The sequence below is a fragment of the Marinicella litoralis genome (genome assembly GCF_002591915.1).
GTDB lineage: Bacteria > Pseudomonadota > Gammaproteobacteria > Xanthomonadales > Marinicellaceae > Marinicella > Marinicella litoralis.
Map to the genome: position 1 here is coordinate 153,547 of NZ_NIHB01000003.1, position 25,666 is coordinate 179,212.

Here is a 25,666-nt window from a genome sequence, read left to right on the forward strand (position 1 = left end):
CGCTAATTGGAGCCGCCTTTAAGTACCCTCTGCTTTTGGCGGTTCCAATCTTTCTCTTTGGCAGCAGCACGTTTATCATGTAATTTCTTTCCTTGTGCCAAAATGACTTTAAGTTTCACGTTGCCTTTAATCCAATACAAACTTCTGGCAACCAATGTCAATCCTTTACGCTCAACGGCACCTATCAAATGATTTATTTGGTGCCTGTGTAACAATAGTTTCTTGGGTCTATTGGGTTCAGCTGTAACGTGTGTTGATGCTGTGTTTAATGGTGTGATGTGACAGTTGGTTAAAAACACTTCGCCATCTTTGATATATACATAACTTTCGGTGATATTGGCTTTACCTGCACGCATTGACTTGACTTCCCAACCTTGTAATTCGAGTCCGGCTTCGAAATCTTCAATAAAATGATATTCATGTGATGCTTTTTTATTGATGACAATGGTATTATCCTTTTTCTTTGTTTTGGTCATGTATTGGGTGTTAGTAAATGGAAGATAGATTTTATTTAATTTTAACTGAAATTGCATCAAGGAAGGCGTTTAATGGCTGAAATAATTAAATCGGCTATAGTCCCTCATGCCAGCAGTCAAATGTTAAGTTTGGTTAATGCGATAGAAGATTATCCGCAGTTTTTAAAGTGGTGTCAAACTGGGTTTGTTAAAGAGAAGTTTAACAACGGTTATATTGCAGGCATGCAAATTAATATTAAAGGCATTGAAGTGGAATTTGTAACCAGGAATGAAATTCAATATGATAATAACTACATTAATTTGTACATGACTCTGGTCAGTGGACCGTTTAAACAATTATCTGGCCAATGGCAATTCCACCAATTTCCAGAGTTTGGTTCAAAAGTTGAGCTTCAACTGAGTTATGAAGTCAAATCTAAATTGATTGGAAAAATATTTTCAAAGGGATTTGACCAATTGGCTTCGGGACTGGTGAATGATTTTGTTAATCGAGCAGGGGTGATATATGCCAAAAGTTGAAGTGATTTTTGCCACATTGGATCAACAGGATTTGATAGAGGTCAGTGTTGAAGAAGGGGCAACCATAGAAACTTGTATTGAAAAGTCTGGGGTGTTATTGAAATTCCCGGAAATTGATTTGTCTCAATATAAAGTGGGTATTTTCAGTCAAGTAAAACCCATTAATCATTTGGTTAAATCGGGCGACCGAATAGAAATTTACCGTCCTTTAATTGCAGATCCTAAAGTCGTTCGCAGAAAAAAAGCAGAAGCTGCTGCGCAAGCTAATTCTCAATAAAGCCAATCAATCAATATCAGTAGTGGTTACTTCATCTTTGTTTGGATAGTAATTACCTTCTGTTTTAACCAACTTGTTGTTTTCAAAAAATAAGCTGAATTTTTTAAGTTTTTTGAAATTGCCTTTGCTTTTATATGTATTGATATAATCCCATCGATCTTGATCAAATGGATCGGCAATGGTGGGTGTGCCTAAAATAATCGCAATTTGTTGTTTTGTCATACCTGGCTTAACTTCATCTATGTCTTCTTGTTTTAAAATGTTTCCTTGTTGGACAGGGGTTTTGTAGCAAGCAGTTAAGCTAAACGTAGATAACAAGATGGCAATCAGAATTATTTTCATTTTAATTATATGTTCAAAAAACAATCGAGAATGATACAATAAAAACCATTAAATATCAGTTAATTCTTACTCATGGGTAAAAAAGAAATAAAAGATGCCGGTCTAAAAGTGACCTTGCCAAGATTACAAATTCTTGAATTTTTGACCAATAACAAAGGCAAACACTTTGCAGCTGAAGACTTGTATGATGAAATGAAGTCAGCTGATCATGACATTGGCTTGGCCACCATCTATCGTGTTTTGAACCAATTTGAGACGGCAGGCTTGGTTTGTAAACATCAATTCGAAAACACCCAAGCGGTATATGAACTCGATACGGGAGAACACCATGACCATATGGTTGATGTCAATACCGGTAAAGTCATAGAGTTTTTTGATTCTGAATTAGAGAATTTACAGGTGCAAATTGCTGAAAATCATGGATTTGAATTGATTGATCACAAAATGGTTTTATACGTTAAAAAGAAATAAATGGATATTTATAAAGAATTTTATTTAGAGTCAGCACATTGGTTGCCACATGTACCTGATGGACATAAATGTGGAAACTTACATGGTCATTCATTCAAAGTCATTTTAACTGTTTCAGGTGAGCCTGACAGTAAGATGGGGTGGATAGTTGATTTTGCTGACATCAAATCTGTATTTCAACCATTGTATGATCAGCTGGACCATGCTTGTTTGAATCACATCGAAGGATTGGATAATCCAACCAGTGAAAATTTAGCCATTTGGATATGGCAAAAATTAAAACCAGAACTGAATCAACTGTCGCAAATTGAGGTTTGTGAAACCTGTACTTCTGGTTGCATTTATCGGGGATAAAATTAATCTCAATTTCTTCTTAAAAATATTTGACTCTGGGTCGATAAATGCCGATAATACGCATCCTCTTTGTGGGGCTATAGCTCAGCTGGGAGAGCGCAACACTGGCAGTGTTGAGGTCAGCGGTTCGATCCCGCTTAGCTCCACCACTTGAGAGGTTTTGTATTAACAAATAATAAGTAAGTGTCCTGTGTCCCCTTCGTCTAGTGGCCTAGGACCCCGCCCTTTCACGGCGGTAACAGGGGTTCGAGTCCCCTAGGGGACGCCAATTTAATTCGTTGATCTGGAATTAAGTTGCACGAACAATAAGATCAGGTAATGTCCTACGTCCCCTTCGTCTAGTGGCCTAGGACCCCGCCCTTTCACGGCGGTAACAGGGGTTCGAGTCCCCTAGGGGACGCCATTTATCTTTTATACCGATCTTTTCCAAGCATAATCACACAAGAAGCACAAAGCTTCTTTGGCAGGGCTGTTGTCCATATCCTTCAATGCTTTTATGGCTTTATCACTCAATACCTGTGCCTGTTTTAGGGTGTATTTAATGGCATCAGATTGAACCACCATTGTTCTGATTGAACTGAAATCTGTTTTCTCTGGATTTTCAATGGCTTGCTGAACCATTTTTTGTTCAAATGATGATCCATTTTTTAATAAATAAATTAAAGGCAGGGTAAGTTTGCCTTCTCTGAAATCGTCTCCTAGATTTTTACCCAAAGACTGATCATCTGCTGTGTAGTCAAGAACATCATCTGCAATTTGAAACGCAGTCCCAAGGTTCATTCCAAATTGCCCTAATTGTTCGATTGCTGCTTTGTCTTTGTTGGCGATTACTCCAGCCAATTCACAAGCGGCCTCAAATAATTTAGCGGTTTTATTGGCAATGATTTGGAAATAGTCCTGTTCTGTGATGGCTAAATTCCCAATGTTCAATAACTGTTGTACTTCGCCTTCAGAAATTTTATTGGTGGCATCAGATAAGATAGACATAACCTGCATGCTGTTGGCTTGTATCATCATTTGAAAAGATTTTGAATACAAGAAATCACCCACCAAAACACTGGCTGAATTTCCCCATATTTCATGAGATGTCTTTTCGCCTCTGCGCATCTCGGATTCATCCACAACATCATCATGCAATAACGTCGCAGTATGAATCAACTCTATGACTGCTGCTAAATTAATGTGTTGAACGCCTTGGTAGTTCAGTGCTTTAGATATCAAAACCATCAAAACAGGTCGCAATCTTTTGCCACCATTGTTGATGATGTATGCTGCAATTTGATTGATCAGAATAACTTCAGAATTAAGTTGTAATTTCAAGTGTTGGTTGACTTTTTGCATGTCTGATTCAGTCATAGACATGACATCACTGATGTTTACAATTGGCTTTTCCATTAATTTAGTTTTGAATGAATTAAGCCGTCATTATATAAGACCCCTGAGTTTATAAACAGCCTGCAAAATCAATTTTTTATTGAATAGAAGGTTGTCATTTCTAAAAGGTGGTCAATGATTATGTGTGGTTTTGATGTTCCGATAATGTTAATATGCGCAGCCATTATGTCTCAGATGAATTCAATAGAAAAAAAGTCGGCAGTGGCCATCGCATTTATGATTGCATTGCGTATGTATGGCTTGTTTTTAATACTCCCGGTGTTTTCAATTTATGGCCATGAAATCAAAGGTGCGACGCCTGTATTAATTGGCGCTGCGATTGGTGTCTATGGATTAACCCAAGCCATGTTACAGATACCCATGGGATTTCTTTCTGATATTTGGGGACGAAAAAAAGTCATTGCCATTGGGTTAATGCTGTTTTTTGTTGGATCTGTGATTGCTGCTTTGTCTCAAGATATCTATCAAATCATATTGGGTCGAATGATCCAAGGAATGGGTGCCATTGCATCCACCGGAATGGCCTTGGTGGCTGATGTGTCACGTCCAGAACAACGTGGAAAAGTAATGGGAATAGTGGGGTCCAGTATTGGACTGTCATTCATGTTGGCGTTCATTACAGGTCCAGTCATAGCCAGTCAATTTGGTTTATTCGGCTTGTTTTGGGTGACTGCACTGTTGGCAGCATTGGCATTTTTAGTTTTGTTGTTCTTGGTTGAAGAGCCTGAAAAATTAAAAACCAGGGATTATCGACTCAAGGAATTGTTTCATTGCATCAAACAAAAAGAATTGATTTTTATGGACTTTGGGGTCTTTGTGCTGCATGCCAGCATGACGGCTTTGTTTTTGGTTTTACCCTTGATGTTGATCAAACAATATGACTTGGCTTTGAATGATCACTGGAAATTGTATTTACCGGTCTTGTTCTGTTCATTGTTTATCATGATACCGATGATTATTTGGCAGGAAAAATTCAAAAAACACATGTTGTTTATGTTGGTCAGTTTTGCATTACTGGGATTTAATTTTTTGATTTTCACCTTGGAGCTGAATCACTTGTTAATCATTGCATGCGCATTGGTGGTTTATTTTGGTTTATTTAACTTTCTTGAAGCTGCTATGCCTGCTTTGTTATCTAAAATAGCCAGTGAAAAGTATCGAGGAGCAGCCATGGGCGTATTTTCATCGTCCCAGTTTATGGGGGCTTTTGTAGGTGGTGTTGTGGGTGGTTGGCTTATGAGCCAATCTGTGGACCAGATGTTTTATGCATTATTTTTCATGATGTTCCTAATGGCTGTATCAGGTCACGCCATTACTTCAAGAAATAAATAACTGAATGGCCTGGGTTTAATTGCTTGGAGGTTCAATCAATACCTTGCTTATGATGTTGTCTTCAGTAATTTCCAATATCGTCATTCGATAATTATTGATTGAAACGGCTAAATCCTTGGTCGGTAAATCCTGCAGGTATTCTGTAATCAAACCGTTGATTGTGGTGGCCTCCTCAGTGGGTAACTTCCATTGCAATCGTCGATTCAAGGACCGTACAGCAATCCGACCTTTTACCAGATATTCATTTTCACTTTTTTGAATGATTTTCAAACCACGATCGCCTGGTTCTGAAGTGAATTTACCAACAATTTCCTCTAATATGTCATCTAACGTTACTAGACCGACCAAATCACCGTACTCATCTACAACCAGCCCCATACGCCTTTCTTTGTTTTGAAACTCGCGCAATTGTGCTGATAAACTGGCTGATTCTGGAACGAAATAGGGTTTTCTTAATATTTTCCTGAGTTTTTCATTGTTCAGAGATTGATTCTTCAACATGGTTAATATGGTTCTGATGTGTAATATACCAATGACCTGATCAATGTTGTCTACGTAGACAGGTAGTCGAGTCAGGTAGGTATTGACCAATTGCTTTTCAATGACCGACCAATCATCATTTAAATTAATGCCTTGAATTTCATTTCTGGGTACCATCACATCTTCAATCCGAATGTGGTCTAAGTCCATCACATTAATCATCATTTTTTGGTGTACATCAGGGTTTAACATGTCATTCTCAATGACCAGTGTTTTCAGTTCTTCTCGTGACAATGCTTCCTGGGCAATTGATTTAGGAACGCCCATCAACCTTAATAATCCATTGGTTAAAAGGTTGGTTGCCCATACAACGGGGTACAATAACTTCAATAATGGCGTCAGCACAAAAGCGGCGAAATATCCAATGCGTTCTGGATGTAATGCTGCGTAAGTTTTGGGCGTTACTTCAGAAAAAATCAAAATGGCAAAAGTAAGAATTGCTGTTCCATAGGCCACACCTTTGTCACCCGCAATCTTGATTGCAACGACAGTGGTTAAAGCCGTTGCTGCGATGTTGATGAAGTTGTTTCCAATCAATATCAAGCCGATAAGCCGATCAGGTTTTTCAAGTAGTTTTCTGGCGAGGTATGCCCCTTTTTTATTTTTAGAATCGTTTTTTAATTTCAAACGATTCAATGACATCAAGGCAGTTTCTGAACTTGAGAAAAAAGCGGATAATACCAATAAAAAACAAATAATGACAATGAGGTTGGTGGTTGAGACGGTTTCTAACATTTAAATCAGGTAATCCAAAACAATGTAACTGCCAATAAAACCAAGCATCAACAATGACATGGCAATTAAATTAAGACGAATGGCTGTTTTGCCACGCCAGCCTTTGGTCAATCTGCCAACGATTAATATGGCAAATAACACCCAAGCTAAAAATGAAAACAGGACTTTGTGACCAATACCTTGAGCCAAGAATCCATTAACAAACATGATTCCAGTCAGCAGGGCCCCAGTCAGAAACAACCAGCCAAAAAGGATCAATTTAAATAATTTCTCTTCATTTTTTAATAGACTATTGATGGTCATACTTTGTGAGATGAAAACATTTTTTTTCATTTTATGAATTTGGTACCCCAAATCGACAGCAACAATGGATGAAACGAATAACAAGCTATAAGCCACAATTGAAAACAAAATGTGGATATCCAAGGCCCATTCATAGGGGTGAGCTATAGAAGTGATGGGTAAATAATAAATCCAACACAAAACTGTGATGGCAATCAAATGTATCAGTAACCTAAGCACCAATAGTCTAAAGCCTGAGATTAAAACAATGATGTTGGATAACCAACTGACTACCAAACAAGCATTTTGGGCATTGAAAATCCATCCTGTGTCAGACAAGATGACTTGACCACACAAAATAGTTTGCAAAGCGCTCGCAAGGATCAACAAAATTTGTGAAGTCTTGAAGTGTTTAATGCTGATGATTGCCAGCAAATGAGCCAGCAAGGTGGCCATAAAAAGCAGTGTCATATGTTATTTGAGGCAATTAAAGTTCACGGCCTCATTTATCTTTGATAATTAAGCCATTATAATAGCATGTCTTATTAATACCAACAGGATAATCGACACAATGTTTGATAACTTAACAGACCGACTTTCCAAGAGCATTCAAAAGATCAGGGGCCAGGCCAATCTGTCTGAAGACAATGTCAAAGAAGCCTTGCGTGAGGTCAGGGTGGCGTTGTTAGAAGCAGATGTTGCCTTACCAGTGGTCAAGTCTTTTATCGATGATGTAAAAGAACGTGCTTTGGGTAAAGAAGTCATGACCAGCTTGAAACCCGCTCAAGTCATGGTGAAAGTTGTCCAAGAGGAATTGGTAAAAGTATTGGGTGATGCCACAGAAGGTATTAACTTCAATGCCCAACCACCTGTTGTTATCTTAATGGCTGGTTTGCAGGGTGCTGGTAAGACCACCACCACAGGTAAATTGGCTAAATACCTTAAGGATCGAGAAAACAAAAAGGTCATGGTTGTTTCAGCGGATGTTTATCGTCCAGCGGCCATTGAACAACTGCAAACAGTGGCAGAACAAGTGGGAGCCACTTGGTTTCCATCTTCAGTCATTGATGATCCTATTACCATTGGTATGACTGCTTTACAAGCGGCCAAAAAAGGCTATTATGATGTACTGATTGTCGATACAGCTGGCCGTTTGGCCGTTGATGATGCAATGATGAAAGAAATTAAATCATTGCAAAATTCAATCAACCCAACAGAAACTTTGTTTGTGGTTGATGCCATGACTGGGCAAGATGCTGCCAATACTGCCAAGGCATTTGCAGATGCACTTGATTTAACAGGTGTGATACTGACTAAGGTGGATGGTGATGCACGTGGTGGTGCTGCCTTGTCGGTGAAAACAATCACCGGTAAACCCATTAAGTTTCAAGGTGTGGGTGAAAAAATGGATGCCCTTGAACCCTTTCACCCTGATCGAATTGCTTCGAGCATATTGGGTATGGGTGATGTGCTTTCTTTGGTTGAAGAAGTTGAGCGCAAAATTGATAAGAAAAAAGCCGAGAAATTGGCTAAAAAAGTGGCCACAGGCAATAAATTCACTTTAGAGGACTTTCAAGACCAGTTGTTACAAATGCAAAACATGGGCGGTATGTCGTCGATGTTAGATAAATTACCTGGTATGAGCAACTTGCCTGATATGGTAAAAGACCAAGTCAATGACAAGAGCACTGGGCGTATGTTGGCTGTTATCAGTTCGATGACAACAAAAGAAAAACGTTATCCGCAATTAATTAAAGGGTCACGGAAACGCAGAATTGCTAATGGTTCTGGTACAACCATACAAGATGTTTCAAAATTGTTGAAGCAATACAGTCAAATGCAGAAAATGATGCGTAAATTCAAAGGCAAGGGAATGATGAAAATGATGCAAAAACTGGGTGGTAAAATGCCTGGTGGGTTGCCATTTTAATGGTCTTGATTTGATTGATGCCATTTATCATGGTTTTATTGCTGCTGTTTCCAGTGGCATTGTACGCAAAAACACCTAAATTCTTCCATTGTCAGCAAGAAGATGGTCGTGTGGTGGTTCAAGACAGGCGATGTGACATCACTCAGCTACAACAGGCACAGCCAAAATTAAAAGTCTCACCCAAGCGCCAGAAAAAAGTCAAGGTAAAAGATCAGGGTTCAGTGAAACCTCTTCAAACAAAGGCTCAAAACACGTATTCCAATCAAGATAGAAGCCCATATTTCGTGTTTGGTTGGGATAGGTTTCTACCAGCCAATTGGATGTTATTAAAAGAAGAGGTCGGTTCGATTCATCATCTGTTGCTCAGTAAAAGTAAATTCAATGGGTCTAATGATTTTGTGTCTGGAATTAAATTGTCGGTGTATTCACAAACCATGAGACACCAACAACAGGGCGCATTTTCATTGGCATTGACTTTGTATCATCAAATCAGAGAGCAGCACAGCAATCAACTCATTGACAGTCAATTTAAATCTCACGAACGTTTTAAAATATTCAACATTGGGTATCGAATTAACCCATCTATATCGGCGTTGACCGAGTTTTATATTGACGAGTCCAACAATGATTTATTTGTTTTAACCATTCAGTCTAATCAAAGAAATTGGTCTTTAAATCAAATACTTGCCAATGAAATAATAAGTAATTTATAATTCTAATTTTTGTTTTGTTATTCATGAATTCCACATTCTCTTTTAAGACCAAAAAACCTGAGATTTCCTGGGTCATCAACTTCATGTATTGATCGAGTGGTGTGGGTATCACCAACACTGAGGTAACCTTTTTCCCATAAAGGGTGCTGTGGTAATTTATGTTTGTTTAAATATTGAAATAAATCTCGGTCAGTCCAGTCTAATAATGGGTGGACTTTAAAGCGGTGGTTTTTAAAAACCACCCAATCCAAGTTCTTTCTTAATTCTGATTGGTTCCTGCGGACACCAGAAAACCATGTGTTGATTGATAATTCAACCAGAGCTTGTTCCAATGGCTGCACTTTACGTATTTGGTTATACTGTTCAATTCCAGCCACGCCTTGTTGCCACAATTGGCCGTAATGACTTTCAAATCGTGCGGCAGAAATTTGGCATTGGTGTATGTTTAGCTTGAGATTCAAAAGTTGTTCTAATTGTGCTGCATACTGGTAGGTTTCCTTAAATAAATAACCTGTATCTATCATTATTACCGGGATTCCTGGAATGATTTGATTTATCAGGTGTAAAAATACTGCTGAGTGAATGCCAAAACTGGATGTCATCGCCAATTGTTGCGGAGCCTGTTGAGCCATTAATTCAATTCGATTTATCACACTCATGCCACCCAATTTTTGATTCAACTCGTTCAAATCCAGGTACCCCTGGTGAGTTCTGTTGCCATCTTGGGGTATTGGCACACATGACTGCATCATGATTCCACCCATTTCAAGTGAACTTGTTTACCGTGAGTTACTGCGCTGACATATTGAGCCCTAATAACAAAGTCACCAAATGATTCATTGCTTATTGCATCTTTGGCATAGTGACTGAATATGTCATCTAATTGTTTTAAGATATCAGATTCAGTGATGTTCTCTAAATACAATTGATTCAAGCGAGTGCCATCAGGCTTTCCACCCAGGTACATGTTATAACGTCCAAGCGCTTTGCCGACAAAACCAATTTCAGCGATAAAAGGACGAGCACATCCATTGGGGCACCCAGTCATTCTGATCATGATGCCACGGTTGGAAATGTGGTGTTTTTGTTGTAATCCGTCAATCTGGTTGATGAGTTCAGGTAAGTACCTTTCTGCTTCAGCCATGGCCAATGAACAAGTTGGTAAGGCCACACAAGCCATTGATAATTGTCGAGTTAAAGAAACTTGTTGGTTGATTTTATAAAGTCCTAACAACTGATCAATTTGATTTTTTGCTGAATCTGGAACTTGAGCAATGATTAAATTTTGATTGGCGGTTAAACGAAAATTGCCTTGATGAATTTGGGCAATCTCACGTAAAGCGGTTCTCAGCGAATTCATACCGTCATCTTTAACCCTGCCATTGGCAATAAAGAGTGTATGATTCCAAGAACCATCTAAGTTTTTTCTCCAGCCGAACCGATCGCCATTGTGGGTGAATTCAATTTTTTTTGCTGCCAACAGCGGTTGCCCCATGTGGTCTGATAATTGTCCCCTGAGCCAGTCAATACCATGGTCATCAACGGTGTATTTAAACCGCGCGTGTTTTCGATTGGTGCGATCACCATGGTCCCTTTGAATTTTGACTGTATTTTCAGCCACAAGCAGCACCTGGTCAGGCGTGCAAAAACCCAAAGTGTGAGCCAATAAAGGAAAGGTGCTTGAGTCACCATGCGTGGTGCCCATGCCGCCGCCTACAGTCACGTTGTATCCCACTAATTCATGGTTTTCAATGATTGCGATAAAACCAAGGTCGTGAGCCAAAACATCTACGTCATTGTCAGGTGGTATCACCACTGCAATTTTGAATTTTCTGGGTAAATAAGTTTTACCATAAATGGGTTCATGGTCAGTTTTTGATTCAGATTTTACTTTTTCGCCATCAATCCAAATTTCGTGATAAGCGCTGGTTTGTGGGGTTAAATGGTCGCTGATGGCCTTGGCATCTTGATACACCCGATAATGGATTGACGACAGTTCAGGGTTGGCTGTACACATGACGTTCCGGTTAACATCTCCACAAGCTGCAATGGTGTCCATTAGCTGTTGATTTATGGCTGCAATGGTGGGTTTAAGGTTCTTTTTAATAACCCCATGAAATTGAAAAGCTTGCCTGGTTGTAATGCGTATTGATCCATTGGCATACCGGTCTGCCATATCATCGATTGCGAGCCATTGTTCAGGTGTACATATGCCACCAGGAACCCTGGCGCGAATCATGAAGCTGTACAGCGGTTCAAGCTTCTGTTTTGATCGCTCTTTTCTTAAGTCACGATCATCTTGTTGATAAATGCCGTGGAATTTACTGATTTGGGTATCATTTTCGGATATTGAGCCAGTCACTTCATTGCCAAGTTCGGAGGCGATGGTTCCTCTCAGGAAGTTGCTGTTTTCTTTGATGAATTCTACCGCTACAGGTTGGTTTTTGTTCGTGTTCATTTAATAAACATCCTTTTGGTATTTGTGAGTTCTTTTGAGTTTTTTTAAATATGTCTTGGCATCACCGAACGATAAATTGCCATGTTGACTGATGATATCGATTAAGGTTTGTTCAACGTCTTTTGCCATGTGATTGGCATCACCACACAGATAAATACTGGCATCATTTTCTATCCAGCTCCAAATGAGTTGAGACTTGTCTTTGAGCTTGTCTTGAACGTAAATTTTATGTGTTTGATCTCTGCTGAAAGCCACATCAATTTCATTTAATACCCCTTGTTGTTGAAGTTTGAGCCATTCTGTTTGATATAAAAAGTCAGTGGCAAAATGAGGATTGCCAAAGAACAACCAGTTTTCCCCACTCGCTTGTTGTTCCTTCCGTTCTTGTAGGAACGCCCTGAAAGGGGCCACGCCTGTACCTGGTCCAATTAAAATGATCGGTGTTGTTGGGTTTTTAGGCAACTTAAAGTGTTTGTTGGGTTCTACATAGATTTTTACCTTATCTCCGACTTTTGCACGGTCGCATAGCAAGCCACTGGCTAATCCATAGTGACCATTTGCAGTGGCATTGGATAAATTGATGGTCAAGTGTACTTCATCATCATATATCGATTGGGATGAAGCAATTGAATACAATCGTGGTGTGATGGCTCTTAAATGACCCAGTGATTTTTTAACATCAATTTTTTGCCCTGGATCAAATTCATTCAATAGGTTAACCAATTGTTTTTGTTCGCAATAGGCATTAAATGCTTCATGAGAATTAGCTAAGTTCTGTAACTCAATATTTTCAATTTGTTCAGAAAGAAATTTGACAAAGGGTTTGCTGATTTGGGTGATTTCAATGTGCTCAGTCAACAAAGCTTTGATGTTTTTAGTATGCTGTTTGAATGTAACTACCTCATTACCCTGAAGTTTCCAATGCTTGAGCAGACGTTCGACGGCGTTTGGATTGTTGTCTGCTATCACTGCAACAGAATCACCTGGTTGGTATTGAACTTGAGTTGGATCAATCGCCAGTTCAATATGGTAGGTGTTTTTATCAGAGCCACGGCCAGTTAATTTTTGCTTGGTTAAAATTTCTGCTTCATAAGGGTTGGATTTATTCGAAACACATAGGGATTCTGTATTTTGAATGGGTAAAGTGGTGATGTTACCAAGGTCTTGAGGTGAAGGTTTAATTACATCTTCAACTTTAACTAATATGTCGTCAATCCACTGACCAGAGGCTGGTTCAAAATCAACATCACAGTCGACACGCTCATGGATTCTTTTGGCCCCAAGTTCATTGAGCCTATGGTCGATGTCCTTACCAGTTTGACAGTAATATTCATAACTGCTGTCACCCAATGCAAGCACACTGTATTGGAGACCTGTAAGATCGGGGGCATTTTTTTTGAATAATTGTTCATAAAATATGTCTGCATCATCTGGAGCTTCTCCTTCTCCATGGGTGCTGATAACCAAGGTAATCAATGACTTTTTAACCAATTGTTTGACCGAAATATCAGCCAATGAGAATATCTCAGTCAGCAAACCGGCTTCAGTGGCTAAAGACTTTAAGTTTTTTGCTACTGATTCACCATTACCTGTTTGACTGCCGTATAAAATAGTCAGTTTCTTGGCTTTGTGGTTTTTAACAGCTGCAGTTTCAGTGACCTGTTCGCTGAAGGAAGCTGTTGCAAGAGAGTTGCCAGCCAAATAACCAGACAACCATATTTTTTGACTGGAATCCAGTTGTTCTAATACTTTGGCCAGTTGCGCACATTGATCTGGGTTGATGTTATTTTGTGGCCAGTCAATCATGGCCAATGTATTCAAGTTCACTGTTATGTTTTTAGTTGAGAAAGTGCTCAAAGTTTAGATGGCTGAATGAAAGATGTGAACGTAGCAATCTTGATATGCTTAGAACATTTGCTTATGAGGTCAATTAATGTCGCAGGAACTGATTCGATTTCTAAAAATAAATCGGTTCATCTGTTGTTATCAAAATCCTGGCTGCCTCATGATTTATTTTATAGGTATAATGTGTATTTTTTTCTTTAGGGTCGTATGAAAATTGTTTTTATGGTGTTTTGTTGTATTGGCTTATTGGCATGTAAACAAAAAATTGAATTGCCAGAAATTAACTATGAACAAATCAAATACTTAACACTTGGGTCTTTGACAGAAGAACAAGTGCGAGCAATGGCTGAGAAAAAATTAGAAGAAATTCCATATGCAGAGTATCAGAAACTGAGCAGTGATCAGTCTCAATTAAATGCCAGAATTCAAATGATTGTTGATGACCTTCAACAAAAAGAGGCCTTGTCATCAAAGCAATTTTTATTTCATGCCAATGTTTCCGCCAGGCGCTTTAATAAAAATGATCAAACTCTTAATTTAAGTTTCCCCTTTAAGTTTGGTCAGTTGGTTTTTCGCCCAATCAGAGCTGGGAGCCTTTTTCCTGAATATATTCAAGTACTGATCGCTAATATTGATGATTTAGCGAACATTCCTGTCAGTGAATTGTCCGATTTTGAGTCCGATTTTGAAAGCCTAAAAGCGGTTTATACCATTGAAGTGGTTGAAGCGCAGCACACGCGATATTTACAGGCCATAGTCAAACAAGTGGAGGTGTACAATGATCCTAATCATGATGACTTGGCTTATCAATTCACAGCCAAAGAGAAGGTTGTTGATATAGTCAAAAATCGTTTATTATCAGACGGATATAGCTTGAACTTAACACCTGTTCACAGTTTCAGTTTCTTCAATAAAAGGGTGTTGGATCCATTCCACGACTTAGGGCGTCACAATGAAGTCTGTGAGAAACAAGGGCAACAGTTAAACCACCAAGTGATCCATTGTAAATACGACCACTTAAGCGGTGATAACGGTTCAGTTTACCTTGATGTCACGGTGGTCGGTGGGAGTATGGCTGAAATTTCATTGAAGGTGGAGGGGGATTTAACAGCGGATCAACAAGCCATGGTAATGAGAAAAGCCATGGAAGATTTGAATCTAAAGCCTGCTTTTCTCACTGCCGGTTACTCTGAATTGATTTCCAATCGAAGGGTTAAAAATGTAAAAATTTTGAATGAGGTTCTCAATGATGGCACAATTCAAAAAGTTTTAAGCTGGGAGTATTTTGGTGTTTTGATTAAATACAATCCAGCTGCCTTTAAGCCAGAAAGTGAAGGGGCCAGAAGCTTGTTCGAATTGAAAGCCAAAGCATGGATTAACTATCAGAAAAAACAAAAGGGGTGATTCCCCCTTTTGCTTGTTGACAGTATTTGAACCAGGCGGTTTAAACAGTTTTATTTGGGTTCTAAACGGACGGCCCCATCTAACCTGATGGTTGAACCATTTAAATATGTATTTTCAATGATGTGTTCGGCCATTCTGGCAAATTCTTCAGGTTGTCCTAATCGAGAAGGAAAGGGAACTGAAGCGCCCAAGGCGGCTTTTATATCATCTGGTAATCCCGCCACCATAGGAGTTAAAAATACACCTGGAGCAATGGTCATGACTCGAATGCCAAATCTTGTGAATTCTCTCGCCATGGGTAATGTCATACCTACAATACCACCTTTACTGGCCGAATAGGCTGCTTGGCCAATCTGGCCTTCAAACGCAGCAACAGATGCGGTGTTGATGATCACACCTCTTTGTCCATCGGAATCAGCTTCGTTGTTTTGCATCAAATAAGCAGCGGCTTTTGATACGTTAAAACTTCCAACTAAGTTAACTTGAATGGCCTTGTTAAAATGGCTCAATGCCATTGGCTCTTCGCGTCCTAACACTCGACCTCCCGCCAATACCCCAGCGCAGTTGATGGCAACATTGATAAATCCCATAAATTCCTTGGCCCGATCACAAGCCGTTTGGATATCAGTTTCATTGCTGACATCTGCTTGTACAAAACAAGCATGCTGATGACCCAGCTTATTTACTGCTTCATCGCCAGCTTGCTGATTGATATCAAACAAAGTAACTTGACCACCTTTTTTAACAATGTATTCGGCGCATGCAAAGCCTAATCCAGAAGCGCCACCGGTGATAATGGCTTTGGTTTGTTTTAAATTCATTTGAAGTTCTCGTGATTTTTGGGTTTAAGGAAATTAATATTGTATTGCTGGATGCATCAAATAGCACAAGCAGTCTAATCTAATCGCTCGGATACTTTGGGTAATCATGGCTGGAACCACTTTTTGTTTGGTACAAATGTTCTTACCCCGTTTTTCAAAATAATGATCCGTGATGTCATGGCCAATCTGATCAGTCACAATAAACGGCATTTCAGTGCTTTCATCATCAAGCTGTCCAAAAACAGTGCCGACTTCTAGCAGGTGAAAATTATGATAATCTAAATCATTGTTTATAACAAAATTAACTGGACTGGTCTCTTTGCCAGCAATGGCAATTGAAATATCAGGTTTGACTTTAACGGTTGAAAAAATGTTTAAAACTTGCCTGTGTTCAACAAAACCAGGAACTGATTCCAAGGTGGATTGGTGAATTAAATTTTCTAAAAAGGTCAGGGTTTGTTCAATGCCATCAGCGGTTCCAGACATGCCACATTCAATAGTTACTGATGGGCAGAACTTGGCAAATGCGCCTGATTGAATGCCATCTGGACTGGTGAAGTGGATGATGGTATCTGAAAACAAAGAAGCCAGGTTAATGAATTCGCTCTTTAATGAATTGATCCCAGCATAGTGTGGGTTTCTGCCTGTATTATTGTGTATGTCTACACTGGCAAATGGGTTTTGATTTGCCATAAATTCTGTGATTTGTGACATTTTCATGGCCACATCATTGTGCTGCTTATGAATGCCTGGCCAGCATCGATTGAAATCTGGTTGGTGCTCTAATTGCCTGAGGTTTTCTTTGGCAGCCTGTACATTGCCAAACAATATATACAAACTGCGTGGTAGTTTGTTGATGTTTTGTTTAATTAAAATTTTTATGGCGTCCCAACCGGTCGCTTCATCACCATGTTGTAAGATTGAGATAAAAAGAGGGCGTTTAATTTGGCCGGCTAAATGGACCAAAGTATGATTGTCAACAAACTTGTAAAGCTCGGTGGCATCAACATCAAGAATGTTTTCAGGCAATTGGTCAAGAATTGTGATCATTGATAAAATTCATCCTATAGATTTGGGGTTGCTTTAGGCTGTTGGTCAATTATTATTAAGTAGAATGATTCGATATTTATTCCGCAATGGATGATATTAAAGACCCATACTTAAGTCAATCTTTTATGGATTTGTCTGGCTGTGATTACTTTAAAATGTCTTAGAAAGTTAAATCCACGTAAGGAACTATTTAGTATGATGCTATGATGCCAAGAAAATTTAATTATTGACTTGAAAATTTATGCGCCAATCGCCATGATTTGAAAGTTAATTAAATCTAAAAAATGCTGTATCGAATACAGTGGTTAACCCCAAATAATATTATGTGTGATTCGACCCTATACTCAGAATGATGGTTTTTGATATTTTGGCTCGAATTTTTTCTATGATCGGAGAATAAAGCAATATGATTGAATGTTTGAATTTAAGTAAAAAATTTGGTCAATTTACAGCTGTAGATGACTTGAGTTTTACTGCCAACAAAGGTCAGGTTTTGGGTTTTTTAGGACCCAATGGCGCAGGTAAATCCACAACCATGAAAATGATAACAGGCTTTCTAGAACCCACTTCGGGTCAAATTAAAGTTTGTGGAATTAATATTTTTGATGACCCAATAGCGGTTAAATCAAAAATTGGTTATTTGCCTGAAGGTGCGCCTAGTTATGGTGAAATGGAAGTGGGTCAATTCCTACATTTTGTGGGAGCCCTCAGAGGGATTAAACCATCTTTGATCAAAGCTGCTGTTGAATCAGTGATTTCACGGGTTAATTTAGAGAATGTATATTTTCAGAAAATTGAAACCCTTTCTAAAGGATTTAAAAGACGTGTGGGCCTGGCCCAAGCCATTATTCATGACCCAGATGTATTGATTATGGATGAGCCTACAGATGGTTTAGATCCCAATCAAAAACATCAAGTCAGGGAATTAATCACCGACATGTCGAAAGACAAAACCATCATTTTATCAACTCATATTCTTGAAGAAGTGCATGCTGTTTGTGACCGTGCCATCATCATTGCTGGTGGAAAAATTGTTGCAGATAACACGCCTACAGAAATGGAAGGCATGTCACGGTATCATCATGCCGTTAGTTTTGTTTCCGATTTAGATACTGAATTACTAAATAAAATCAAACAAATGAACTGTGTATTAGATGTTAATTATGACTCAAGATTAAAAGAAACTACGGTATTTCCAACACAAGGGCTTTTTATTTTTGACGAGATCAGTGAGTTTTTAAGAAAACAATCGATTCAAGTAAAAAGTTTAAAAATGGAAGCTGGGCGTTTGGACGAAGTGTTTCGAAACATCACCCAGCCCATGGGTGAAAGGGAGGTGGTGAAATGAGACAGATTCAACCTATCATAAAAAGAGAGTTACAAAGTTATTTTGCCACGCCAATTGCTTATGTATTTATCGTTATTTTCTTGATAATGAGTGGAGTTTTTGGATTTTATTTCGGTAGCCTGTATGAAAGAGGACAAGCTGATTTGATTCCATTTTTTAATTTCCACCCTTGGCTGTATTTATTTTTGGTTCCTGCGGTCGCCATGCGACTTTGGTCAGAAGAGCGCAACAGTGGAAACATTGAATTACTGATGACCTTACCTGTTCATAAAATGGATTGGGTATTGGGTAAGTTTTTTGCCGCATGGTTATTTATTGGTTTGGCTTTGTTGTTAACCTTTCCAATGGTCATCTCGATTAATTACCTAGGAGATCCTGATAATGGTCTTATACTGGCCAGTTATTTTGGTAGTTTTCTCCTGGCTGGCGGCTTTTTAGCCATTGGCAGCTGTATTTCCGCTGCTACCAAGAATCAAGTGATTGCTTTTATTTTATCCGTCGTGGTTTGTTTCTTGTTTTTGCTGTCTGGTTTTCCCATGGTGTTGAATTTCTTTAAGATGTTTTTGCCTCAAGTGATGGTTGATGCAGTTGCATCCACCAGCTTTTTAACTCATTTTGATTCAATCACCAAAGGTGTTTTGGATTTAGGAGACTTGAGCTATTTTGCAATTACCATTGCAGTTTGGCTTTATGCAACATCGTTAATTATTGATATTAAGAAGGCAAATTAATCATGAAAACACAAGCACATAAGACACAATTATTGATCTTGGCGGTGATTTTTTTATTGTCGTCAATTGTTATCAGCCAAAGCGGGTTGTTCTCTCGGCTTAGGGTTGATTTAACCGAAAACAATTTATTTACCTTGAATGAAGGTACCATCAATATCCTCAAGGGGATTGATGAAAACATTCACCTGCGTCTGTTTTACTCAGACCAAGCCACGGTCAACATTCCTATGTTAAGAACTTACCAAAGACGTGTGGTCGACTTTTTAGAAGAGTTGGAGCGATATGGTGGTGGGAAGTTAAAACTCAGTATCATTGATCCAGTTTCTTTTTCTGAGGAAGAAGATCAAGCTTCTCAATATGGATTACAGGCATTGCCCGTAGGAGAGGGTGGTGAAAATGTTTTCTTTGGTATAGCTGGAACCAATGCACTGGACAATGTGGAAGTGATTCCATTTTTACAGCCAGACAAAGAATCATTTTTGGAATACGATGTGGCTCAGTTGATTTACAACTTAAACCATCCAGAGAAGAGGACTTTGGGGGTGATGAGTGAGTTGCCTTTGTTGGGTGGTTTTGATCCACAACAAGGCCAAACCCAAGGTCAAATTGTATTTGAGCAACTGAAGGAAATGTATGAAATCGTGCCACTCGAATTGACTGACACAGATTTGAATGGCATTGATTTGTTGTTGGTGGCGCATCCAAAAACGCTATCCGATGACACTTTATTTGCCATTGATCAATATGTCATGGGCGGTGGGAGACTGTTGTTGTTTGTTGACCCCTTGGCTGAATCAGAAGAAGTGGTTGCAGACCCACAAAATCCAATGGCTCAATTGCAAGCTGACAGAAGTTCAAATTTGAATAAATTGTTACAAGCTTGGGGTGTTGGTTTTGACCCAACAAAAGTCATATTAGATAACCAGCAAGCGGTTTCAATCCAATCTGCTCAAGGGCAAGCCATCAGGCATTTAGCCATCAGTTCTTGGGTTAAACCTAGTTTAAACAGCGAAGACGTGGTGACCTTAGATTTAACTTCTATTAATACTGCTTTTGCAGGTTCGCTCACAGCACCAGAAGGTAAATTATTGCCTTTATTAAGCACTACCAGCGAATCTATGTTAGCAAACAATGATGCGATGTCATTGTTGTTAAATCCTGCTGGACTGTATCAAAGTTTTGTGGCGGATGACCAACAACATGTGATTGCTGCCAGGGTAATGGGTGAACTCAAAACTGCTTTTCCAAATGGTCTTGATGGTCAAGCCGGGAATGACTTATTACAACAAACGGATCTAGGGCATGTGGTAATCATTGCTGATGTTGATATGTTATTTGATCGCATGTGGGTTAGGGCGCAAAATTTCTTTGGACGACAAATCTATTCAAATTTTGCTGACAATGGGGCTTTTATAAATAATTTAATTGACAACATGACTGGCAGTGCAGATTTGATTCAAGTCAGGGCCAGAGGAACTTCCAACCGACCGTTTGATAAAGTGTTAGAAATCAAACGGGTGAGCGAACAAAAATACCGCGAAACTGAAAATCAATTGTTACAACAGTTACGTGAAACTGAAACCAAGCTCAATGAGTTGCAACGCAGTAAAGGACAAGACAATCAATTGATTATCAGTCGCGAGCAACAACAAGAAATTGCTAAGTTCAAACAACGTAAGCTCGAGGTGAGAAAGAATTTACGAGAAGTGAAACGCAATTTAAATAAAGACATTGAGGCATTGGGGACCAAACTTAAATTCATTAATATTGCATTGGTTCCATTGTTTATTACTTTGGTAGTCATCTTTCTTTCATGGAGAAAATCTAAACGTAAGGAGCGTCAATATGTTAAATAATTTGAAAGCATTGTTGGGTTTGTTGATAGTCATTGCTGGGGTTGCTTATTATGTTACTAAAGCCGATTCTGAACAAAATCTCACAACAAGATTTTTGATGCCAGATTGGCAAATTAGCCCAGACCAAATTGAAGCCATTAATAAAGTTCAATTAGAAAAAGATGGTGAAATGATTTCGGTTATAAAAGAGGGCGGCAATTGGTCTATTGAAGGTGGGTTCTTTGCCAATACCGAAACTTTGTCTCAATTGTTTCAATCTATACAGTCTGCTTTGATTGTTGAAGAAAAGACGGCAAATCCTAAAAACCATGAGCAACTTAATTTGGGTGAAAATGGTTTGAAAGTGAGCTTTTTTGAGGATAATAAAATTGTCGATGCAGTATTTGTCGGTAAAAATACCGGTGCAGATTTGGTATTTGTTCGTCATGAAAATGAGAACCAAACTTATACAGTGCGTGGTTTGAAATCGATACCATTCAACCTTGATAGTTGGCAATTGAAAACCATTTTAGATTACCCCGCCGATCAAGTGGTTAAGGTTGAGTTTAATCCAGCTGAGGAAGCGGCTTTTGCGGTTCAACGTAATGTTAACGATTTAAGCTTAAATTTAGTGGATTTCCCAGATGGCTTTCAATATAAATCAGACACCCAGCTGAGTACATTGGCTGCCGGGTTGTCACGTTTAATGATTGATGAAGCCTTGCCAGTAAACCTTGAAGGTATGGAGCTGCATTCGGTTAACCGTTACCAGTTGAATGATGGGTCGACGGTAGAATTACAAATTTATCAGAAAGGTGAAGAATATTTTTTAACAGTCAGTGGTGATAAGCATTTACATTATGCACCTTGGATGTTGAAAATTGCTGAGTATAAGTTCAATGCACTGAACAAAAAACTGTCTGATTTAATAGAGCATAAGGCTGACTCGGAATCAGCGGTTTCAGTACCGGAAGACCCAGTTGAATAAATCCTCAGTGGTGCTGATTCTGGCAGCAGTTTATGGATTAACTGCTGTCGCCTTGGGAGCGCTTGGCCAACATACTTTTAATGTTGAGCCAGGCACCCACGCAGCGATGTTATTTCAGCACGCCTATATATATCAATTAATTCATGCCTTGTTATTGATTTGGATAGCCACAAATATGTCTGAGGGTTTTTGGATCAAAGCGGCAGCAGTTGCCATATCTGTTGGTGTTTTATTGTTTTGTGGTGGTATTTATTTATTGGTATTTGTTGGTAAAACTGGCTTTTCGTGGATTACCCCACTGGGTGGCTCGATGATAATTCTGGGTTGGTTGAACTTGGTAATTCATGGTTTTCGAAAACTAAGAAAAAGTTAAACCTACAAACTATTTGTCGCTGGCAGCAGAGCAAAAGCCATTGGTATCAGCAGACAATCGTGTTTCATAAAAGCATTCAGTAAAGCCCATTAAAAAGACATTATTAAGCGACGCGCTGTCTATTTTGGGTTTAAGTTTTCGTTAATTAAGCTGCTTTTCTTAATCGACTCATGCCTTTTTGAGGGTTTAGTCACAATTCTTTTTATATTCAATCCTAAACTATTTAGTCAGTTTATATAAAAAGAGTGGCTATGAATAATCAATCTAAACAAAGAAGAAACCTGTTAGCCGGTGGGGTTGCAACTGCGGTATTGGCAGCAGTTCCACTACAAAACCATGCAAAAAATAAACAACAGTTAAAGCAAAAGACTGCTTTAAAAAAGTCTGCAGTATCTTCTGGGTTTAAAGCCATACCCATCCCAGAACAAACATTTGCAAATATGGTGTATGGTCGACTGGCCTATGGGGTGACTCCTGGTGAATTCGATGAAAACTCTTGGTCTTCATTGGGCCAAGATGATACTGAGAGACTGGTTAATTTTGTTAATCAGCAACTGGCAGGCGGGGCAGATGTAGATGTTGATGCCAGGGTTGCAGCCGCTGGTAATTTTGCCACATTGAATAAGACCTTGCCTGAAATGTGGTTTGATCATCGCTTAAATCCTGGTACAGGTGAGGACAGCTATAATCGCCCGATTTATGAAATGAAACGTTTGAAGTTTACCCGGGCTGCTTATAGCTTGTTTCCATTAAAAGAGCGCATTGCTGATTTTTGGCACGACCATTTTAGCCTAAATGGTGATGATACATATGCCCGTGCAACCATGACCAGTTGGGACAGGGATGTGATACGCCAACACATGTTAGGGAATTTTAAAGAGTTCTTAACAGCCACAGCACAACATCCGGCGATGTTGTATTACCTTGATAATTACGAAAACACCAAATCGGCTCCCAATGAAAATTATGCACGTGAGTTGATTGAATTACATACCTTGGGAGTAGAAAATTACTATGGATTGGTCCAACAGAATATGGTGCCAACCATCACAGTCCAAGAATCCGGTGGTGCTTGGCCAGCAGGTCAAGGACCTGGGGAAAGTACCATCCAGCAATTTTATGTGGATGCTGATGTTTATGAAGCAGGACGATGTTTAACAGGTTGGCATGTAGATGATGATGGTGATAGCAGCACGGGCTTGTTTTTATTCAATTCCAATCAAAATGACAGGAACCAAAAAGCCGTATTAGGCGCTGGGATGATTAATTTTTTCGCAGATCAAGGTGTCGCTGATGGACACAACCTGATTGAACTTTTGGCCTACCATCCGGGAACGGCAAAACACATTGCAGGAAAATTGGCTCGATTTTTTATATCAGATACACCACCACAATCAGTTGTGGATGATGTTGCGGCTGTTTTCTATGACAATCGTACGGCCAGCAACCAACTCGAATTGGTATTTAAAGCCTTATTTAATCACACTGATTTTGCAGATCCGACGCATTGGCAAGCTAAACTGAAAAGACCATTTGATTCAGTGGTATCGGTCATGCGAGCTTGCGCAACTGATTTTACTGTGATGCCAGATGACAGTAACAGTAACTCACTGGAATCACGCATGGATGATACAGGGCACTTTCCATTTGAATGGCAGGCTCCTGATGGATATCCAATGAAATCATCGTACTGGATGAGCTCAACTGCATTGATCCAAACATGGAAAACAGTGGATTGGATCATAGACAGAGAAAATTCAGGTGTTTATATCACGCCTGTAAAGGAACGGACAGTTGCCGCGTTTCAAAATACCCAAGCAGCTTTAACCCCTGAGAATATGCTGGCATTCTGGATGACTCAAATATTTGATCACACGCCTTCTGGTGGGTGGATAGGTGATCCGGTGTTTGAATCAATCATTCCATTTTTGATACAGCAACCTGAAAATGATTCTTATCCACCTTGGCAAAGGTCTTTAACCATACCATTTGATGACTTGGTGGACAATGACTGGCCTTACCGATGGCATGAACGGCTCAGGGGCATGGTGAGCTTGGTATTGGCATCTCCTTATTTCATGCAACGATAGAGGAATAGACAAATGAAAAATATGAAAAGAAGAACGTTTTTGCAGTCTACTGCTTTGTTGGGTGCATTGTCTGGAGTAAAAATAGCAAGGGCAGGTGGTTCAAGTCCAAGCCATCAGCCCATCATCATTGATTTGTTTATGAATGGCGGAATGGATGGCCTGAATGTTGTGCCGCCATTTTCAGGGCCAGATCGGGCTTTTTATGAGTCTTTGCGTGAGAATCTACAAGTTCCATTAACTGGTTCAAATCAAGTGCTTGATATTGGTGAGGTTTTTGGCTTTCACCCCGCAGCAACGGGTTTAAGAGACATGTATTTGGATGGTGACTTGGCCATAATCCATGGGACAGGGTTGCCTCAAGAATATGTTTCTAGATCGCATTTCGATGCCACCAAATTGATTGAATTGGGTACGCCACATAATTTGTCAACCGATGATGGCTGGCTGACCAGACACCTCAACTCCACCCCTTTGATTACTGGTGCAGAAGTGATACCTGTTTTGGTCTCTGGCAGTGCTAACCCAATCAGTCTGCAGGCTTATTATAATGCTTTGACGGTGGATCAAATCAGTGGGTATCATCCTAATTCTGGACAGTTTGAGGTCAAACATTCTGAGGCCATAAGTAACATGTATGCTGGAAACAGTGCTTTGGATTTGTCGGTGGCTGGAGCCATGGATACTTTATCTGTGATATCTGCTTTGGATTTGGATAACTATGTTCCTGCCGGTGATGTGGTTTATCCAAGCAATAATTCATTCAGTCGTCAACTTTCTCTGATTGCACAATTAATCAGAGAAGATTTGAGTGTGAATGTGGCAACAGCCAGTCTAGGGGGGTGGGACACCCATGACAATCAAGGTGATGGCGGTGGTGGTGGGTTTTTTAATAAAGTTGCAGAGATGTCTAATGCCATCACTGCCATGTGGTATGACCTCAAAGCTGCTGGTTTGGGGCAACAAGTAACAGTGGTTGTTCACAGCGAATTTGGTCGCAGAGCCAAGCAAAATGGCACAACCAGTGGCAGTGGTACCGATCATGGTTCTGGTAATGTGATGTTTGTTATTGGTGGTCGGGTGAATGGAGGGCAAATGTATGGTAATTTTCTTGGCTTAGCACCTGAACAATTGTTTGGTGGGCAAGACATCTCACCAGAGGTTGATACCCGACAAATTTATGCGACCCTAGTTAAGGAAGTTTTAGGTAACCCAAATCTTGATCAAGTTTTTCCTGGTTATACCAACCACACCAGTCTAGACTTTGTATCACCAGATTTGATTTTCAAAGCTGGGTTTGATTAAACAATAAAATAGGTAGCCGTTGAATTAATCAATAGCTACCTATAAATTCAATCGA

Annotated in this window: 25 protein-coding genes and 3 tRNA genes; 18 read left to right on the plus strand and 10 right to left on the minus strand. The window is 39.4% G+C overall.

Going from position 1 to position 25,666, the window contains the following annotated elements; genetic code table 11:
- Positions 1-2: 2 nt before the first annotated feature.
- On the minus strand, positions 3-476 hold the full coding sequence (smpB, locus tag CCS90_RS10855) for an SsrA-binding protein SmpB (RefSeq protein WP_099019732.1): 474 nt from the start codon (positions 474-476) through the stop codon (positions 3-5).
- A 72-nt stretch (positions 477-548) separates the two neighbouring features.
- On the opposite strand from smpB, the gene CCS90_RS10860 reads away from it, so the two are divergent.
- On the plus strand, positions 549-995 hold the full coding sequence (locus tag CCS90_RS10860; RefSeq protein ID WP_099019583.1) for a type II toxin-antitoxin system RatA family toxin: 447 nt from the start codon (positions 549-551) through the stop codon (positions 993-995).
- The gene (locus CCS90_RS10865) at positions 982-1,272 is read left to right on the plus strand and encodes an RnfH family protein (protein WP_099019584.1); all 291 of its coding nucleotides are present in this window, start codon (positions 982-984) and stop codon (positions 1,270-1,272) included. Before CCS90_RS10860 ends, CCS90_RS10865 begins: the two co-directional genes overlap by 14 nt.
- A 6-nt stretch (positions 1,273-1,278) precedes the next feature.
- Here CCS90_RS10865 and CCS90_RS10870 read toward each other — a convergent pair whose 3' ends face one another.
- On the minus strand, positions 1,279-1,614 hold the full coding sequence (locus CCS90_RS10870; RefSeq protein WP_099019585.1) for an outer membrane protein assembly factor BamE: 336 nt from the start codon (positions 1,612-1,614) through the stop codon (positions 1,279-1,281).
- A 72-nt stretch (positions 1,615-1,686) separates the two neighbouring features.
- Here CCS90_RS10870 and fur point away from each other — a divergent pair, with 72 nt between their 5' ends.
- From fur to CCS90_RS10895, 5 genes are all read left to right on the plus strand, one after another.
- Positions 1,687-2,085 carry a ferric iron uptake transcriptional regulator gene (fur, locus tag CCS90_RS10875; RefSeq protein ID WP_099019586.1) on the plus strand — a complete coding sequence of 133 codons (399 nt, stop codon included), beginning with the start codon at positions 1,687-1,689 and terminating at the stop codon, positions 2,083-2,085.
- On the plus strand, positions 2,086-2,439 hold the full coding sequence (gene queD, locus CCS90_RS10880) for a 6-carboxytetrahydropterin synthase QueD (protein WP_099019587.1): 354 nt from the start codon (positions 2,086-2,088) through the stop codon (positions 2,437-2,439).
- Positions 2,440-2,512: 73 nt separating this feature from the next.
- Positions 2,513-2,588 (plus strand) — tRNA-Ala (locus tag CCS90_RS10885).
- A gap of 43 nt (positions 2,589-2,631) precedes the next feature.
- A tRNA-Glu gene (locus CCS90_RS10890) sits at positions 2,632-2,707 on the plus strand.
- A 59-nt stretch (positions 2,708-2,766) separates the two neighbouring features.
- A tRNA-Glu gene (locus CCS90_RS10895) sits at positions 2,767-2,842 on the plus strand.
- 8 nt (positions 2,843-2,850) lie between these two features.
- Here CCS90_RS10895 and CCS90_RS10900 read toward each other — a convergent pair.
- The gene (locus CCS90_RS10900; RefSeq protein ID WP_099019588.1) at positions 2,851-3,834 is read right to left on the minus strand and encodes a polyprenyl synthetase family protein; all 984 of its coding nucleotides are present in this window, start codon (positions 3,832-3,834) and stop codon (positions 2,851-2,853) included.
- Positions 3,835-4,008: 174 nt separating this feature from the next.
- On the opposite strand from CCS90_RS10900, the gene CCS90_RS10905 reads away from it, so the two are divergent.
- Positions 4,009-5,166, plus strand: coding sequence for an MFS transporter (locus CCS90_RS10905; protein WP_162846892.1), 1,158 nt, complete (start codon positions 4,009-4,011; stop codon positions 5,164-5,166).
- A gap of 15 nt (positions 5,167-5,181) precedes the next feature.
- On the opposite strand, the gene CCS90_RS10910 is transcribed toward CCS90_RS10905, so the two are convergent.
- Positions 5,182-6,441, minus strand: coding sequence for an HlyC/CorC family transporter (locus CCS90_RS10910; protein WP_099019590.1), 1,260 nt, complete (start codon positions 6,439-6,441; stop codon positions 5,182-5,184).
- The gene (locus CCS90_RS10915; protein WP_099019591.1) at positions 6,442-7,194 is read right to left on the minus strand and encodes a cytochrome C assembly family protein; all 753 of its coding nucleotides are present in this window, start codon (positions 7,192-7,194) and stop codon (positions 6,442-6,444) included.
- Positions 7,195-7,294: 100 nt separating this feature from the next.
- Between CCS90_RS10915 and ffh the strand changes: the two genes are divergently transcribed.
- Entirely contained in the window at positions 7,295-8,653 is a 1,359-nt protein-coding gene (gene ffh, locus CCS90_RS10920; protein WP_099019592.1) for a signal recognition particle protein, read from the plus strand.
- 17 nt (positions 8,654-8,670) lie between these two features.
- Positions 8,671-9,366, plus strand: a complete 696-nt coding sequence (locus CCS90_RS10925) for a hypothetical protein (RefSeq protein WP_099019593.1) — start codon at positions 8,671-8,673, stop codon at positions 9,364-9,366.
- Positions 9,367-9,383: 17 nt separating this feature from the next.
- Here the strand turns inward: CCS90_RS10925 and CCS90_RS10930 are convergent, their stop codons facing one another.
- From CCS90_RS10930 to CCS90_RS10940, 3 genes are read right to left on the minus strand one after another with little or no spacing between them, the layout of a single operon-like run.
- Complete coding sequence (locus CCS90_RS10930) at positions 9,384-10,103, minus strand: phosphoadenylyl-sulfate reductase (protein ID WP_218961660.1); 720 nt, start codon at positions 10,101-10,103, stop codon at positions 9,384-9,386.
- An 11-nt stretch (positions 10,104-10,114) separates the two neighbouring features.
- Positions 10,115-11,824: an NADPH-dependent assimilatory sulfite reductase hemoprotein subunit gene (locus CCS90_RS10935; RefSeq protein ID WP_099019594.1), complete on the minus strand. Its 1,710-nt coding sequence runs from the start codon at positions 11,822-11,824 to the stop codon at positions 10,115-10,117.
- Positions 11,825-13,651 (minus strand): assimilatory sulfite reductase (NADPH) flavoprotein subunit, encoded by a 1,827-nt coding sequence (locus CCS90_RS10940; protein WP_133566528.1) that lies wholly within the window; start codon positions 13,649-13,651, stop codon positions 11,825-11,827.
- A gap of 225 nt (positions 13,652-13,876) precedes the next feature.
- Here CCS90_RS10940 and CCS90_RS10945 point away from each other — a divergent pair, with 225 nt between their 5' ends.
- Positions 13,877-15,073 carry a hypothetical protein gene (locus CCS90_RS10945; protein ID WP_099019596.1) on the plus strand — a complete coding sequence of 399 codons (1,197 nt, stop codon included), beginning with the start codon at positions 13,877-13,879 and terminating at the stop codon, positions 15,071-15,073.
- A gap of 50 nt (positions 15,074-15,123) precedes the next feature.
- Here CCS90_RS10945 and CCS90_RS10950 read toward each other — a convergent pair whose 3' ends face one another.
- Entirely contained in the window at positions 15,124-15,894 is a 771-nt protein-coding gene (locus CCS90_RS10950; RefSeq protein ID WP_099019597.1) for an SDR family NAD(P)-dependent oxidoreductase, read from the minus strand.
- A 33-nt stretch (positions 15,895-15,927) separates the two neighbouring features.
- Positions 15,928-16,944 (minus strand): M14 family metallopeptidase, encoded by a 1,017-nt coding sequence (locus CCS90_RS10955; RefSeq protein ID WP_099019598.1) that lies wholly within the window; start codon positions 16,942-16,944, stop codon positions 15,928-15,930.
- A 406-nt stretch (positions 16,945-17,350) separates the two neighbouring features.
- Between CCS90_RS10955 and CCS90_RS10960 the strand changes: the two genes are divergently transcribed.
- From CCS90_RS10960 to CCS90_RS10990, 7 genes are all read left to right on the plus strand, one after another.
- Positions 17,351-18,292: an ABC transporter ATP-binding protein gene (locus tag CCS90_RS10960; protein ID WP_099019599.1), complete on the plus strand. Its 942-nt coding sequence runs from the start codon at positions 17,351-17,353 to the stop codon at positions 18,290-18,292.
- A complete protein-coding gene (locus CCS90_RS10965; protein ID WP_099019600.1) occupies positions 18,289-19,023 on the plus strand; it encodes an ABC transporter permease subunit in 735 nt (244 codons plus the stop codon). Before CCS90_RS10960 ends, CCS90_RS10965 begins: the two co-directional genes overlap by 4 nt.
- Before the next feature lie 2 nt (positions 19,024-19,025).
- Complete coding sequence (locus CCS90_RS10970; RefSeq protein WP_099019601.1) at positions 19,026-20,879, plus strand: GldG family protein; 1,854 nt, start codon at positions 19,026-19,028, stop codon at positions 20,877-20,879.
- Positions 20,869-21,846, plus strand: a complete 978-nt coding sequence (locus CCS90_RS10975; protein WP_099019602.1) for a DUF4340 domain-containing protein — start codon at positions 20,869-20,871, stop codon at positions 21,844-21,846. Before CCS90_RS10970 ends, CCS90_RS10975 begins: the two co-directional genes overlap by 11 nt.
- Positions 21,839-22,219 carry a DUF423 domain-containing protein gene (locus CCS90_RS10980; RefSeq protein ID WP_162846891.1) on the plus strand — a complete coding sequence of 127 codons (381 nt, stop codon included), beginning with the start codon at positions 21,839-21,841 and terminating at the stop codon, positions 22,217-22,219. The genes CCS90_RS10975 and CCS90_RS10980 overlap by 8 nt, the downstream gene beginning before the upstream one ends.
- A 251-nt stretch (positions 22,220-22,470) precedes the next feature.
- Positions 22,471-24,309: a DUF1800 domain-containing protein gene (locus CCS90_RS10985; protein ID WP_099019604.1), complete on the plus strand. Its 1,839-nt coding sequence runs from the start codon at positions 22,471-22,473 to the stop codon at positions 24,307-24,309.
- A 12-nt stretch (positions 24,310-24,321) separates the two neighbouring features.
- Positions 24,322-25,611 carry a DUF1501 domain-containing protein gene (locus CCS90_RS10990; protein ID WP_099019605.1) on the plus strand — a complete coding sequence of 430 codons (1,290 nt, stop codon included), beginning with the start codon at positions 24,322-24,324 and terminating at the stop codon, positions 25,609-25,611.
- The last annotated feature ends 55 nt before the right edge of the window (positions 25,612-25,666 follow it).